7 protein-coding genes and 1 riboswitch are annotated in these 15,604 nt (G+C 45.5%); all 7 genes read right to left on the bottom strand.

Annotation, left to right across the window (positions count from 1 at the left end):
- Nucleotides 1-495: 495 nt before the first annotated feature.
- The 7 genes from rhaA to AC1VYS_RS13345 all read right to left on the bottom strand — a co-directional run bounded on the left by rhaA (nt 496) and on the right by AC1VYS_RS13345 (nt 15,314).
- Nucleotides 496-1,752, bottom strand: coding sequence for an L-rhamnose isomerase (rhaA, locus tag AC1VYS_RS13375; protein ID WP_482914656.1), 1,257 nt, complete (start codon nt 1,750-1,752; stop codon nt 496-498).
- Between the two features lie 14 nt (nt 1,753-1,766).
- A complete protein-coding gene (locus AC1VYS_RS13370) occupies nt 1,767-3,836 on the bottom strand; it encodes a bifunctional aldolase/short-chain dehydrogenase (RefSeq protein WP_482914655.1) in 2,070 nt (689 codons plus the stop codon).
- A 272-nt stretch (nt 3,837-4,108) separates the two neighbouring features.
- A complete protein-coding gene (gene treR, locus AC1VYS_RS13365; protein WP_482914654.1) occupies nt 4,109-4,819 on the bottom strand; it encodes a trehalose operon repressor in 711 nt (236 codons plus the stop codon).
- A 133-nt stretch (nt 4,820-4,952) separates the two neighbouring features.
- Complete coding sequence (locus tag AC1VYS_RS13360; protein WP_482914653.1) at nt 4,953-12,455, bottom strand: fibronectin type III domain-containing protein; 7,503 nt, start codon at nt 12,453-12,455, stop codon at nt 4,953-4,955.
- 187 nt (nt 12,456-12,642) lie between these two features.
- Nucleotides 12,643-13,665: an SDR family oxidoreductase gene (locus AC1VYS_RS13355; RefSeq protein WP_482914652.1), complete on the bottom strand. Its 1,023-nt coding sequence runs from the start codon at nt 13,663-13,665 to the stop codon at nt 12,643-12,645.
- 155 nt (nt 13,666-13,820) lie between these two features.
- The gene (locus tag AC1VYS_RS13350) at nt 13,821-14,246 is read right to left on the bottom strand and encodes a cupredoxin domain-containing protein (RefSeq protein WP_482914651.1); all 426 of its coding nucleotides are present in this window, start codon (nt 14,244-14,246) and stop codon (nt 13,821-13,823) included.
- Nucleotides 14,247-14,348: 102 nt separating this feature from the next.
- On the bottom strand, nt 14,349-15,314 hold the full coding sequence (locus tag AC1VYS_RS13345; RefSeq protein ID WP_482914650.1) for an EamA family transporter: 966 nt from the start codon (nt 15,312-15,314) through the stop codon (nt 14,349-14,351).
- A 101-nt stretch (nt 15,315-15,415) separates the two neighbouring features.
- A riboswitch (purine riboswitch) is annotated at nt 15,416-15,526 on the bottom strand.
- Between the last annotated feature and the right edge of the window lie 78 nt (nt 15,527-15,604).

The following is a 15,604-nucleotide window of genomic DNA, read 5'->3' as shown; positions in this document are numbered from 1 at the left end:
CCCTTCATCCTCCTCAACATAGTGCTTCACTGTATTTCTTCTGTATCCCTAGTATGGAAGGAATCGCCTTGGTTATGCACTAAAGTGGCTATACGTCAAAAAACCACGTGCGGAACTTTCATTCCGACGTGGCTCATTCACAGAATCACCATCTTTTAAAATACCAATATATTACTTTTTTATCCCATAAATGATATAATAATTACAAAATAAGGGGGTGAAAATATAAAAAAGAAATTGTCTCTACTTGGATTGATTGCTGTCTTAACTCTATCTATGTCCTCGCTGATCTCAGCTGCACCTTCTGAACCAGTAGGTCCTCAATGGACTTGCCCGCTTCCGCATAAGGCTTGCCCAGAACCTTATTAATACATTTTTGAATTTAGCTGGCTAGGATTACTAGCCAGCTATTCTATTTCAGCTTTCATCTTGATTTTTGCTGCCATCTTTCAAAAAGGCTTTTACTTCAATCGTATAACCGAGTTTCCTAGTATTTTACCTTGATTGAATTATATTTTGCTCATAGGATTTAACTTCCTTGATCCACTGCTCACGAACAGGAACACCTTGCTGGGAACAATAATAGTCCCACACTGCCCCAAACGGATAGGATTTGAATTCCTCCGTCAAAGCCAGGCGTGTCGTATAATCTCCCTCCAACTCCGCCTGCTTCAACATATCCAACGGTTCAAGCATAGCTCGCAGAAGGGCTTTGATTGTATTGCGTGTACCAACAACCCATGCCGCTACACGGTTGATGCTGGCGTCAAAGAAGTCCAGTCCGATATGTGTTGTGTCCAGCAGCTCATGCCGCACCAATTCACGGGCAATTTCAAGCAATTCATCATCCATAATAACGACATGGTCGCTATCCCAGCGCATCGGGCGGCTGACGTGAAGCAAGATACCGCTCGTGAATAACGCCAAGGAAGACAGTTTTCCCGAAATCACTTCCGTTGGATGAAAATGGCCGGCATCCAGGCAGATTAAAGTATCATTTTGCAAACCATATCCCATATAAAACTCATGTGACCCTACAACGTATGCTTCTGAGCCAAGGCCAAACAGCTTGCTCTCAACCGCATCCAGATTATGCTTTGGATTGAGCGGTTCCGCAAACACTTCGTCCAGTGATTCCTTCAGACGTTTGCGGGGAGACATCCGATCTACTGGGTTATCCTTAAATCCATCGGGTACCCATACATTGGTTACACAGGTTTGACCCAATTGTTCGCCGAAATACGCACCAATTCGCCGTGAAGCTTTACAGTGATCAATCCAGAACTTTCGGATCTCCGGATCAGGATGACTGAGTGTGAACCCGTCACTTGATTTTTCATGGGAGAAACACGTTGGGTTGAAGTCCAGTCCCAGTCCGTGCTCTTTCGCCCAAGTCACCCAATTTTCGTAATGCCTCGGTTCGATCTGATCCAGTTCTACTTGTTCGTCTGTATCCGCATAGATCGCGTGCAAATTGACTTTATGTTTACCGGGAATAAGTGCAAAAGCCTGCTCCAAGTCGGCACGAAGCTCGGCAGGAGTCGTTGCTGCCCCAGGATATTGACCCGTAACGGATATGCCGCCCGTCAGTTCACCTTCCTGGTTCAAAAAACCTTTGACATCGTCTCCTTGCCAGCAATGCACGGATACTTTAATGTTCGCCAGCTTACTCAGCACATCATCTGTATCGATGCCATGTTGTGCATATAAAGCCTTCGCTGCTTCATATGCCTGTTCTACCTGATTTTGCATCCGTCAAACCTCCTTTAACGTGTGAATGCTGCCGGTACACCACCATCAATGGTCAGCATACAACCTGTCGTTTTCTCTGATTTGGATGAAGCAAAGAAGGCGATGCCTTCTGCGATATCTCTCGGATAGATATTCACAAGCAGTGTTGTGCGTTTACGGTAATATTCTTCCAGCTGATCCGGCTCAATACCATATGCTGCCGCACGTTCGTTTCTCCATGACCCGTTCCAAATGGCTGAACCTTGCAGAATAGCATCAGGCAAAATGGTGTTGACACGAATACCATATTCGCCACCTTCCGCTGCTATGCAGCGAGCCAGATGGGCTTCGAGTGCCTTCGCCGAGCTGTAAGCAGAAGCACTTTTACCCGCATATACCGAGTTTTTCGATCCGATGAAGACCATACTTCCGCCGATGGCCTGCTCTTTCATTAATTTGAATGCTTCTCGAGCAACCAGGAAATAACCGGTGCCCAGCACGCTCATATTCAGATTCCATTCCTTCAATGAAGTTTCGTCAAATGGACTGGATGTAGCTAGACCGGCATTGTTAACGATGATATCCACACCACCGTATTGCAGAGCCGTTTCCGCATAGGCCGCCTGTACCGCGTCTTCGTCTGTCACATCCATCTTGAGTGCAAATGCACGATTGGCACCGTATTGATCGTTAATTTCCAGTGCAACCTTCTGTGCGCCTTCCAAATTCAAATCTGCAAGCACAACATGTGCGCCTTCCGAAACGAGTCTGCGTGCTGTTTCACTACCGATACCGCCTGCACCGCCGGTAATAAAGGCTACTTTGCGAGAAAACTCCGTTTCTGCAGGGGCCAGCGACAATTTATATAACTCCAGCGGCCAGTATTCCACATTGTAAGATTCATTCGCACTGAGCGAAACGAATTTACCGAGGCTTGTCGCTCCGCGCATAACTGCAATCGCCCGATGGTACAACGCTCCGCTGACTTGTGACAACGCCCAGCTTTTGCCTGTATTGATCATACCTACGCCAGGAATGAGGATAACGCGAGGAGCTGCTTCGAACATCACATCGCCTTCGTTTTTGTTGTCTTCAAAATATTGCTTGTATTGCTCTTTGTACGCGGCGATCCCTTCCGCAAGCTTCGCTTTCAGTCCGTCAATATCATCCGCATTCGGCGTCCAGTCAATAAACAGAGGCACCACTTTGGTATGTACCAGATGATCTGGACAAGCCGCACCAACCTGTGACAACTGAGGAGAATCTGCTCCACCTGCAAATGCAAGTACATCCTCCTGATCGTCAAAGGACAAAATCATTTTTTTACTATCCGACACGGCCCCGCGAATAACAGGCATCACACGAGCAGCAATCTGACGACGAACTTCAGCAGGAAGTGCTTGGTGTTTTACACCGCCAAAGAGATTAGCTTCATTAACACGTGCCTCGATGAATGCTTCCGCTTCATTAATGATCTTGATCGTCTGCGCGTAACATTCCTCGGAGGTTTCTCCCCAAGTCACCAGACCGTGCTTCTCCATGAGCACTAGCTCGGCATTCGGATTCGCGGATACGCTTTCAGCAATCATTTTGGAGAGTGTAAAACCCGGGCGCACATAAGGAACCCATACAAAACGATCCCCGTATATTTCACGCGCCAACTCTTTCCCGTTATCTGCGCAGCAGAGGCTGATAATCGCATCCGGGTGAGTATGATCCACATGTTTGTACGGAAGAAATGCATGTAACAACGTTTCAATCGAAGCTCGCGGATGTTTCGCATCAATCATGCAATGCCCGAGGTACTCCACCATCTCTTCATCTGACATGGAAGCACGTTCCATCAATGGGCCGATATCCTCCAGCGCCAGTCCGGTAAAATGCCTCGCTTCCATGGAGCCGAGATCCGAGCCGCTCCCCTTCACATACATCACTTCGACATCACGACCACGGAAATCCTTTACTGTTGTTTTGGTAGACGTATTGCCGCCATAAATATTGCATACCCGGCGATCCGTTCCGATCAGATTGGAGCGATAAACTAACTGGTCAAGCCCTGTTGTTTTCTCTGATGCCTGCGCTGCATTCCATAAACTCTGTACCATTTGTTCCCCTCCGATAATGTTTGTTTTCTTCCTAATTCGAGTTTATCATCTTTGTTTTGTTTTGAAAACAAAAACTTTATCAAAGAAAACAGAAATATACAAAGAATGAAAATGACTTCAACTTTAGCTGCATTCCATTCATGAAATCTTTAGCGGACTGTATGCACGTCTTCGGATTATGAACAGGATGCCATAGCAAAAAAAAGAGTACCCGATCACATCTGACTACAGTGATTGGATACTCTTTACTTGTTGACTGACCTGAAACCTACTTACTTGCGCCTTGCAAAGTCTACAAATGTAAACTTGTCAGGTCGATGCCGGGACTCCGTAAACTGGAACTGGCTGGTATCTTCAAGATACACCTGGCTTCTCACAACAACAACATTGTGAAAACCTTCAAGATCCAGCAGTTCCCGATCCTCAACCGTCGGCTCCTCTACCAAAATTTCTTTTTTGGCATACGATATCGACAGTCCAAGTGTCTGTTCAATATACTCATAGATGGAGTCATTACAGATGTCCTCGTTCAACCCTGGAACTAAACGCTGGCTGATGTAATCTTTATCCAGAATAACCTGTTCGCCGTCTACTTTGCGAACACGATTGATCTGCCAGACTTGTTCATTGAGACTAAATCTGGTCTTTTGGCTAAGCGCCTGATCTACCATTTGTTCCTCAAACAGCTTAACAACCGTTTGGGCGCGGTGTCCCATCTTTTGCGCCAGTTCCTTGAAGCTAACCAGACCTGAAACGGGGAAATCTATTTTGCGTATGTCCAGCACAATCGAACCCTTACCTTGAATCTTCTGGATAAAACCTTCTTCATACAGCATTTTCAGTGCTTTCCGTATGGTTTCTCTGGATGTTTGATACCGTTCCGATAAATCCAGTTCTGATTGAAGCAATGTGCCTGCCTCAATGTCTCCATTCCGAATACGCTCAGCAATATCTTCATATATTCGGATAAATTTATTATTCATTTTTCATCACCATAGTTCATTACCCTTTTTTGTCTTATTGGCAACTTATATAAGTTGAACAAAGATATTTAGTGTAATTATTAATCCAACTTATATATAGTAACATTAAAACAATAATAGCATTAAAACGGATTCAAAGGGAATCTGTACTACTGGCAATGACCTGCATCATCTTGTTCAAGCGGAAAATTAACGCAGCAGCTTCAGCTCTGTTTAAAGCTTGTAATGGCCGAAAGCTGCCGTCCTCGTATCCATTAATCATATAGATGCCCGCCAGTTCCTCGACCTCTGCTTTGGCCCAGTCGGAAACATCGACTTGATCGGTAAATGTCTTATGTGAGGTCATCGGCTCACTTCTAATCTGACGAACCACATTGGCGATAATTTTGGAGGCTTGCTCCCGTGTTACCAGAGCATGTGGAGCAAACTTTCCGTTTCCCATGCCTTGTACGACATCGTACTCAACCGCTGTACTGATCTCCGGTGCAAACCAATCTGTATCTTGCACATCTTGAAAACCATGTGCTCTTTTTAACGAGATATCCAGATTCATTAAGCGCACAATAAGAGCTGTAAATTCAGCACGTGTTATGGGGCGGCGTGGTTCGTAGCGCGTTGGGCTCACTCCCTGTATGATGTTGTGCTCCGCAAGCCAAGTAATCTGATCTTTATTAAACGTTTGGCTTATATCTACAAAAGCAACATGGTGATTTTTCGTTTCCCCCTGTTGAATATGGGATACATCCTTATCTTCGTCCTTAACCCTAGGGTCTCCATCCTGATCCTGTTGACGATCCTTTACGTGACTTGTGTTGGTGACATTACCGGCACTTCCACCACTTGACGAAACTGCTGGATATGATGCAGTCACAGCTACTGCCGTTTTCTTCTCACTAGCCTCCCCAGCCTTATTTTCCGTCCACGCTGAAACCTCGTAATGTTGTTGTGCGTTCAACCCGTTCCAGACATAACGCCGTTCTTTGCCACGATAAATTTCCTGACCGTTATACGCAATGACAACCATCTCATTTTTGGTATCTAAAGTCCACGCAAGCAAGATTTGATCAGGCCCTTGCGAAATAGCTGAAATGGATTCAAGTACCGAAGGCAGCGTTTCAAACTCCGGAACCTTCATGCCCTCTCCTTCGCCAGCCTCATTATAAGGAACAATACTAAACTCATCATATTTTGCAGAGCTGATCAATCCGGTAACTTGCATTGAAGTTTCTGATGTTGTTCCGACTACTTCTTCATTTCGATAAATAAGGTAACCTTCTGCACCGGACGCAGGCTCCCAAACCAACGTAGCCCCTGAAACCGAACGATCCTGTACAACTGGAGATGCAGCTAACTTACTAGGCAAAGTCACCGCTTGTAGAGCATATCCGTCATCACTTGTACCCGAAGCGTTGATGGTTCTTATAAAATAACTGTATCGGGTTCCTGGCTTAAGCCCCGTATCTTCATACCTTGTCTCATCGGCATTGATCCGGGCGATTTCCACACCATCCCTTTCGATCAAAAACTGATCCGCACCAGTTGCACGCGCTTCTTCCAATAGAATATGCACCTTATTCTCGGTAGCTTCATAACCTGCTTTTACAGGGACAGCCGGTTTGGTTAAAAGAGAGTAGTTTCTTGTATTGGATGCTGTCTGCTCGCCATTTTCCGTATACACTTCAAGCTGGTATTGCTTACCCGCTTCCAGTCCATCGAGCACATACTCTTGATTCCGTCCCCGATATCGTTCGGCCCCATCCATTACCACAATAAACGTTTCATTAGGATAAGCGAAGTTCCACTCCAGCTTGATATGGTCAGACTCTGGAAAAACATTCATTTCAAGCGAATAAATGCAAGGTAATGTATAAAATGGGGCAACCGAAATCGCGGCACCTTTTCCCGCTGTATTAAATGGAATGACTTTGATCTTGTCGTACAAGCCCGCACTTCCCAGATCCGTTAACTGGACCTCTGTACTATTCGCATCCTCAATTCTTGTGAATTCCTGATCATCTATCAGAACACTATAACCTTCTGCACCTTGTACTCTCGGCCAGACCAGTAACGCATTCTCTTCCCCAATCTCTTGTGCTATTAGAACTTCATCCATCGTTGCCGGCAAGGTCCTGACATCAAGCTTAAACCCGATTTCGCTCTCGCCTGCTAAATTCAATGTGTGAATCGAGTAGGTATAACGTTCTCCAGGTACGAGTTCGAGGTCTTCAAACTGCTTCTGATCTGCGGAAATTCTGGCAATCTCAACCCCATCTCGCTGAATGATAAATTGCTCCACACCTCGAACTGAAATTTCAGATAAATCCAGCTTGACTTGCTTATCTGTGAACTGATCCACGCTCGCAGTCTGTGGCGCTGCTGGTTTCGTTAACGTTTCAATCTCAACAGGTTTGGAGCGCTGCCCCTGCTCATTTACCGCCACAATTTCTAATCGATACACCGTGCCATCTTCCATACTTACGAGATGCGCATAAGGTTCAGAAACACTTGTAATCTCACCTGTATTCTGGTTTCGAATCTCATAGACAACGGCTCCCGTGACTGCTTCCCAGCTTATGCTCTGTGAATAGGTTCCAGGGACCACTTCTATTGTGTCAGCTGTTAGCGGTTGCGTTTGTGTCATCGTTCTGATCGTTAAAGGATCACCTGCACCACTCGCATTCACTGCTCGAATAGCGTAAGTGTACGCTGTGCCCGGTTTCAAATGTTCGTCTACAAACTGAGTTTCGCTTGCATCCAAACGTGTTACTTCTCGCCCATTACGTTCAATAATATATTGATCGGCTCCATGTACACCCGTATGTGTAAAATCCAGAGAAAGTCCTGTCTCGGTGATGTCACGTACATCCACCATCTTTGGTTTTACTGGCAAAGTTAGAAACGATATTTCCGCTGCCTCAGAATGGGAGGACTGCCTGTTGACCGCATATAAACTATATTGATGCCCGAGCCCAGCTTCAAGCCCCGTAATTACGACATCTGTATCCATGCCTCTGTATACTTCCTTATCCTCTTGTAATATGACATATTCAGAAGCTCCCGGTACAGCAGACCATGACAAGCGGGTAGCATGAACTTCAGGTTGCGTTACAATGCCCGTTGGCCGAGAAGGCTTTGATAATCGCACAAGCTCGGCTATTGCACCAGCTCCCGCAGAGTTTACTGCTTGTACCTGCAACGTGTATTCTTGACCCGGTAACAATCCCTGGGCTCTGTACTCCAGTTCAGCAGTTCTGCCTACCTCTGCACCATTTATCATAATAATGTACATCTCTGCTGTCGAAACAACTTGCCAACTTATACCAATCTCCGTTTCTTCCGTTAAACTGACCTGTAATCCTTCCGGCTTGCCAGGAAGAGTTAGGAGAGAACTCGTTGCCGCTTCACTGTACCCCGCGGCATTTCCTGCTTGCACTTCATACGTATACTGACTACTGCTCGACAGGTGGTTCACCGTAAGTTGAGTGTCCGAAATCTCGTACATTTTTCCATGAATGGTCACACGGTATTTGTCTGCTCCAGCCACACCATCCCAGCGTAACATGGCTCCATGTTCCGAGATCTGTTCAATGTGAAGTCCTATTGGGCTTTCAGGAATAGTTAGTCCGGTTACTGAACTACGAGCGCCATGTCCACTTCTGTTCACCGCCCGCACTTCCAGTTGGTACATCGATCCCGGATTCAGATTCGTCAGCGTCCATGCATTTTTGTCAGCAGCAATATCACTGACTTTTTCTCCATTACTCCATATTTCATAAGTTTCTGCTCCTCGGACGGCTTCCCAGTTCAGATGCAGACTTGTATTAGAAGCGTCCGTGACATGAAGACCCGTCACTTGCGCAGGCAACGTTCTCAGTGATGGTAAGCTTGCGTAAGGACCAGGGCCTGTCTCGTTTTCTGCCACAATGGTATAACTGTAATCTGTTCCACTTTCAAGTCCAACATCCTGATAAGAGATTTCTTCTCCCTCGTAGATTACATTCCCATCACGCGCAAGAGCATAATACGTGGCTGATGTTACGGACTCCCACGTCATGGAGATGTCCTGCTCACGAATCTGTACCGCTGTAAACTCACCTGGAGCAGCTGGCAGAGTCAAAAATGCGGCCGCTCGACTTGTACCAGTGCCACTTGCATTCAATGGTGTAACCGATATCGTATGAACTATTCCGGGAGTAAGATTGCTAATGTATGAAAGACTTTCCGGGTCAGAAATCGTTTGTTCAAATATTATTCTTCCGTCAGAATCAGCAGCCGTCACCTGATACGCTGAGGCTCCTTGCACAGTATCGAAATACACTTTAGCGAGAGTCGGCTCTGCATCCACTTTTTGAATGCGTAATTCACCAGGAGATGGCGGTAAGGTTAAGACACTCACAATTCTCGGCTCACTAACACCCGTGTGATTTCTCACCCTCACTTCATAATCATAGCTTTGACCTCCATTTAGGGAGTCATCAACAATACTATTATTTGGATAGTCCAATGTCCAAGATTGTCCGGTTGTTCTATTTTGGATTTCATATTGATAACCTGCTGTATAGGTATCACCTGTTGGTAAATCTGCTGTGAGTGTTACCGAAGTTTCACCTAGATCAGTAACTCGAACTTGAGCCGGTGGATTCGGTTTCCGTTGAATTCGATAGGGAGATGATGTCGTCTGAACCGCATTGCCTGCTCTGTCTGTCGTCTTGGCATGGATGTACCATGTGCCCTCAGATGTTATAGATACATTCTGTTGATCGGACTGAGCATCGAACCAATCGGCTGGTGCTTCTGCCTGACTTGTGATCCGATAGAAACGCTGCGATTCGTCTATTCCCGAATGGCTATCCGTAAATTGAATTGTGGCTGTAACATTATCATCGGTCCATGGTCCTCCATCAGGAGTAAAGCTAATATTCGGTAGAGTCTTATCCACATAAACCGTCCTGCTGACCTCGCTGCTCACATTACCAACTGCGTCCTTGGCCCGAGCATAGATTACAGTGGCTCCATCTGAATTGACCGTACCTTTATTCCCGGTCATATAGGCGTCATTATTCAGTCGATATTCATATGTAATGGCTAGATCATCCACACTTCCAGCAATCGTAAACTGCACAGCCTCTTTACTCCATCCTGCTTCGCTTAGCGAAATCTCCGGTTCTGAAGGAGCCGTTTTGTCAATACGAGTCGTCGCTTGAGCCAAGGTACTCACGTTTCCCACGCGATCAAATGTACGGGCATAGACTACTGTTTCTCCTTCATATTGAATGGTGACTTCGCCTAAATAATCTAACCACGGTCCATGTTCCGTTAATCGGTACTGTGTTTTGCTTGCCCCGCTACCTTCATCCGCACCACTTGTAATGACAAAAGATACATCCTCTCTGGTCCAGTCGGCTTCACTTAAGTGAATCACAGGTTTTTCAGGTGCCGTTTTATCAATTCGGGCAACAGTTGACGTTAACGCACTTACATTCGAAGCCCGATCTATACTCCGTGCGTAAATTTCGGTTACTCCCTCTTCATTCAGGATGAACGGTGTTTTGTAATCAATCCATGGTGTACTCTCGCCAATTCTATATTGCGTTAATGCGATACCACTTGCTTCATCCGTGCCTTCCGTCAAGGTAACGACAACCGATTCTTTTGTCCATTCCGAAGGATTTAAGGCTATCATCGGCGGCTTCGGAGCTGTCCTGTCAATTTTTGTAGTCACATTACTTTCCTGACCCAAGTTGCCGAATGCATCTACGCTTCTTGCCCTGATCGTTATACTTCCCTCGTCTTCCATCGTGAATGGCTCGTTATATTCCTTCCATTCACCTGTAAGCCCGATCTTTACTTCCGTCTTCTGTATACCACTTAATTGATCCACCCCAGCTTCAACCGTAACAAGAACCTCATCTTTCGTCCATGTTGAAGGGCTGATGTTAATGGATGGAGCGGATGGTCCGGTTGTATCTTTAATAATCTGTCCTGCCGAGACTGAGGTTGTCTGAATGTCTTCAGCATTCAAAGCTGCCACATGCAGTTCATAACGTCCATCCTCTAGTCCTGTTAAAGCGGTAGTCATCTCCGTAGAAGTCGTTGTTGATGATTGAAGTACTTGTCCATTCGCATTGCGGATTTCAATTCTGTATCTGGTTCCGACAGGGTTGCCGCTTGTGTTCCAGCTGGCTGTTACATGATTACCGATTTGTGATGCAACTGCCCCGGTAGGTGGATTCGCAAGGGTGTACTTGGAAGATACCGAAGAGTACCCCGTATAAGTACCGCTTGAATTTTTCGCACGCACGGCAAAGGAATAACTTGTATTTGGTGTTAAACCCGTCAACTGTCTATTGTTCAATGTACCTGTATCGTAGGTCTGATTGGTTGTCATGTTTTTCAGTTCATAGGTTACGGAAGCATCATTAACTCTTTTGTCCCAGTTCACGGTCAGGTTATTATTATTCACAAGGGTATACGTCGGAGTTCCGGGTACAACAAAACTTCTGACCAAGAAGTTAACGGTTCCCGCGGAAGATACGCCGCCCTTATCGTCCATAACCCATACTTGTAAGTAGTGAGGCCCATCAGGTAGCGTGTCAGGCAATGTATACATGGTGTTAAAAGGCTGGTTCGAACCAGATGCAGTCAATTGTGTCAGAACGTTCTCAGGGCCTCCATCAATCGACCACTTTACCGTTAACAGATCACCTATGTCGTTATCCCTTGTTGTACCTGAAATCTGTAACTGTTCTCCTTTGTAATACGTTTGACCCGGAGCAGGTGCTGTTAATGTAAAAGAAGGCGGAACGTTTTGCGGGCCAATGCCCACAATTGTTGAAAATTTTCGGGACGTCTGATTGCCTGTTGATTTGGCATCCCACCAGAATTGAGCAGCAGTATCACTTGCATTTACGATCTGTCCGGGTGTATAGGCTGAAGGCGCTGATCCTCCTGTAAGCTGAGCGCTGTCCGGGCTTTGATACTGTCCCATGAATATGCGGTCAGCATTCACGACATTGTATGTGTTGGCATAAAAAGCAGTTACCTGGACGCCACCGCTATAATTTCGCCATCCATTCTGAATAACCTCAAAAGGAGAAGCGTCATTTCCATTCACCATTGTATCCCAATAAAAGGTTCCCCCCAGATTCAGTGCTGCTCCACTTCGATTGATCGCCTCCAGTTCCACCTTCATGTAACCACCTTGGGATGTCGCATTGACGATGGATACTCGCAAAATGTACTCTACATTATCTTTTAACCTGGACATCTCGATCACATTGTTGTTAATTCGATAATAATTCAGCGGCAGAGATTTGAAATTAATTGCGGTGCCGTTATGGTCAATAATCGTAGACACGTTGCCGGTGTCGCCCCCGTAAAATACATTCGTTCCTGGTAATAGTACAATTCGGTATTTCCCATCGCTGTTCATCTCGACTTTCACTTTGGAGGATTGAACGGCCTTCAATGTCGATGTATCAGACACTACCGCGATATTCTCGACTGTTGCAGCCGTTACTGTGGCGGTATGGCTCCAGTCCGACATCCATGCCTGAGGAGATAACAACGCAAACGCAAGCATCACTTTTGACATCTGCTCCGCTTGTTTTTTCAATCGTCTTCTTGAATTTTTCAATACCTGCTCTCCTTTTTGTGAACACAAAAAAAGGAGGCACCCCAACCAAGGAACAATGTCCTGAGTTGGGGTGCCTCCCCTAAAGTGTCAATTTTTTATTGATTATGATTATAGCGATTCGGATACCGAATGTAAATACCTGGAGTGAGAATGCATATAAAATTAAAATATTACTCTCTTTCGAATCTTAGTTTCCCTCTCTGATTTTAAGCAACGCCTCGTCCAATACGCTTACAACTCGATCACACCATTGATCAAATTCGCGATCTTCCTTCTGTAAGTCCGGATGCTCCAGAATGTACTCAATCGTGCTGCGAATTCCCTGATCCGCTCTTGTCGTTGCCACAAAATCCGGAACTAGCCGTTTCAACTTGCTATTGTCAAAAACAACCGTATTGGCTTTATCTCCAAGCAAACCGCCTCGCAGATCCAGATCACTACTGGCCGCTAAAAAGTCAGATGGCACATGAACTGCATGTAACTTGACCCCAAGCACATCAGCAATGATTTCATGAATCTGGTTCCATGTGACTGACTCATCCGAGGTGATATGGACGGCTTCACCGATCGCATGAATATTACCCATTAAGCCGATAAAACCTTTGGCAAAATCAGTATTGTGTGTAATTGTCCATAACGAGGTGCCGTCACCATGAATGATAACCGGTTTGTTTTCGATCATACGTTTCAGAACCTGCCAGCTTCCTTGCTCACCGTGCACACCCAGTGGAACGGATTTATCGCCATAGGTATGACTTGGACGAACAATGGTCACAGGAAAACCTTCGTCCCGATATAATTTCATAAGATAGTCTTCACACGCAATTTTGTTACGGGAGTATTCCCAGAATGGATTCGATAAGGGTGTTCCTTCGGTGATTCTGTAATCCGCTAGTGGCGTCTGATATGCAGATGCCGAACTTATAAAAATGAACTGCTTGGTCTTGCCTTTGAACAGACGATAATCTCTCTCCAGTTGAGCCGGCACAAAAGCAATAAAGTCTGCCACCACATCAAATTGCAAATCGGCAATTAATTCGGCTACCCGGTTTTCGTCATTGATGTCGGCTTGAAGAACGTGAACTTCTGCAGGTAAATCATTATTATGGTTACCTCGATTAATCAAGTACAGTTCACAGCCTTGCTTGGCAAGCATTTCAGTGATTGCAGTACTTATTGTGCCTGTCCCTCCGATAAATAGCGCTTTCATTGCTGCACCTCCAGATCGATTATGCTATCCTGTTCATGATATCACGCAGCCGAAAAAGGAGCAAAATTCGGTTTACCGAATCTTGCTCCCCCCGTATAAGTTCAACATAAGTTCAACTAAACATATGAACCGTAACCATATATTTAGTTAAACCATTAAATAACCTTAATCGTACCGTAGATCATGTACATCCCGCAGTGAAGCTCATATTCCCCTGGAGTGACGTTCTTATCCACGGTGTAGTAGTTGTCTCCCTTTTGCATATACAGATCCATGCCTAACTTCTCTGCTGCGACAGATTTAACATGTGTCACACTTCGGGTCAGGATGAAATTGATTTTCGTAGGCACTCCGGATTTAACCTCAATGACATTAGGCTCAAATCCATCGTTGCTCACGTTCACGTCAATGACTTCGTATCCTTTCAAATCCTCAGGTGTTTCGGCTTGAGCAGTTACTGCCTTGCCCGATCCCGGGGATACGTCTTTACCCATGAAATATACAAAGAATCCTCCAAGTAGTGCGACCACAGCCACACCTAGAGTTAAGAAAGGCCAGACTTTTTTAAACCAGCTATTCATGTGAACACTCCTTATTCCGTTGTCCCATCTTCATTTGTGAGTGGATGGATGTACTCTACAAGCATACCCGATTCTCCGCTTAATGAAAATGACCCCTCTGGGCTATCCGGAATATACAGGCGTGCTTCGACTTCGCCGCACTCGCATCTTGTACAATTCCGGCAAGGCTACACCAATCAGCACGATGACAACACCAAACCATTGTAACAAACTGACATGTTCGTGCAGCACAATTGCGGATAACAACACTGCAACCGGAAGCTCAATCGCACCCAAAATACCTGCCATATCTCCACCGATATGAGGTACTCCGATCGCAAACAGAACCGGTGGGATAAATGCTCCAAAGAATCCAAGTAACAGTCCAAACACGAGCAATTGACTCCAGATCAGACCGTTAAAAAGAAACGTCGGCGGGAACAAAATGCAGAGCAGAATCAATCCGCCTGTAACCATCCACGCACTACGAAATGCCGGATGTGCGGAAGGAACCGCTTTACCGCTGAACAATACAAACAAGGAATAACTTACTGCTGCCATTAAACCGAGAGCAATCCCGATCCCGCTTACATTACTAATGCCCTGTTCCAGGAAACCCGCAGCCAGCAAGGTTCCTCCAAAGAGAATAAGCAGGGTCAGGAACGTAACTTTATCTGGACGCTGACGTTTGCTTATCGCCTGAATCAATACGCTGATCCATGTAAATTGAAAGAGCAGGATGATCGCAAGCGATGCCGGAATGTAACGTAATGATTGATAGTAGACGAGACCCGTAATAACAGTGGGTGTTCCAGCCGCCATCAGCATCAAACGCTGCTTCCAGGTTAGACGTGTAAAGACCTTAGCTGGGCTCGCAGAATTTACATTTGCATTTCCACTCTTCTGTGTTTTGCGTTTAGCTCTGAACCGCGTGTATAAGGCAAGCATCCAGGACAGGATAAAACCGGTAATCAGCTGTGTTCCCACAACCTCCCCAAGTTGATATCCTTGACCATACGCCAGCACAACAATCGTCGACAGAATACCATAACTCATCGCTCCTGCCAGAACAGACAAATAATATTTCATGTTCAATAAACCTCCTGATGAAAATACGCCCCTGATTCGGGTCCATGTAAGGTCACAACCACGTATTAAAATGCAAAAAATCCTAACTCCGAGCAAGGAATATATTGATTCCTTGGCATCGTAGTTAGGAAGTATAGGCTTCCCGTAGAGACCCTCGCCCTGTGTACACTTTCGGCCTGCGAGGTTATACGAAATGAAGTATGCAATTTAAATATCGCTCATGTGTGACGACTTTTCATATATTACATGGGAGGTAAAGTGGTGTCAACCCATTTATTTTTAATTTAAAA

It is taken from the genome of Paenibacillus sp. G34, assembly GCF_056856875.1.
The sequence above is the reverse complement of the archived record's forward strand: the minus strand, read 5'-3'. Positions and strand labels throughout refer to the sequence as shown.

Coding starts and splice junctions, on each gene's coding strand:
- rhaA (WP_482914656.1), bottom strand. CDS start 1,752: ATGCAAAATCAGGTAGAACAGGCATATGAAGCAGCGAAGGCTTTATAT.
- AC1VYS_RS13370 (WP_482914655.1), bottom strand. CDS start 3,836: ATGGTACAGAGTTTATGGAATGCAGCGCAGGCATCAGAGAAAACAACA.
- treR (WP_482914654.1), bottom strand. CDS start 4,819: ATGAATAATAAATTTATCCGAATATATGAAGATATTGCTGAGCGTATT.
- AC1VYS_RS13355 (WP_482914652.1), bottom strand. CDS start 13,665: ATGAAAGCGCTATTTATCGGAGGGACAGGCACAATAAGTACTGCAATC.
- AC1VYS_RS13350 (WP_482914651.1), bottom strand. CDS start 14,246: ATGAATAGCTGGTTTAAAAAAGTCTGGCCTTTCTTAACTCTAGGTGTG.
- AC1VYS_RS13345 (WP_482914650.1), bottom strand. CDS start 15,314: ATGAAATATTATTTGTCTGTTCTGGCAGGAGCGATGAGTTATGGTATT.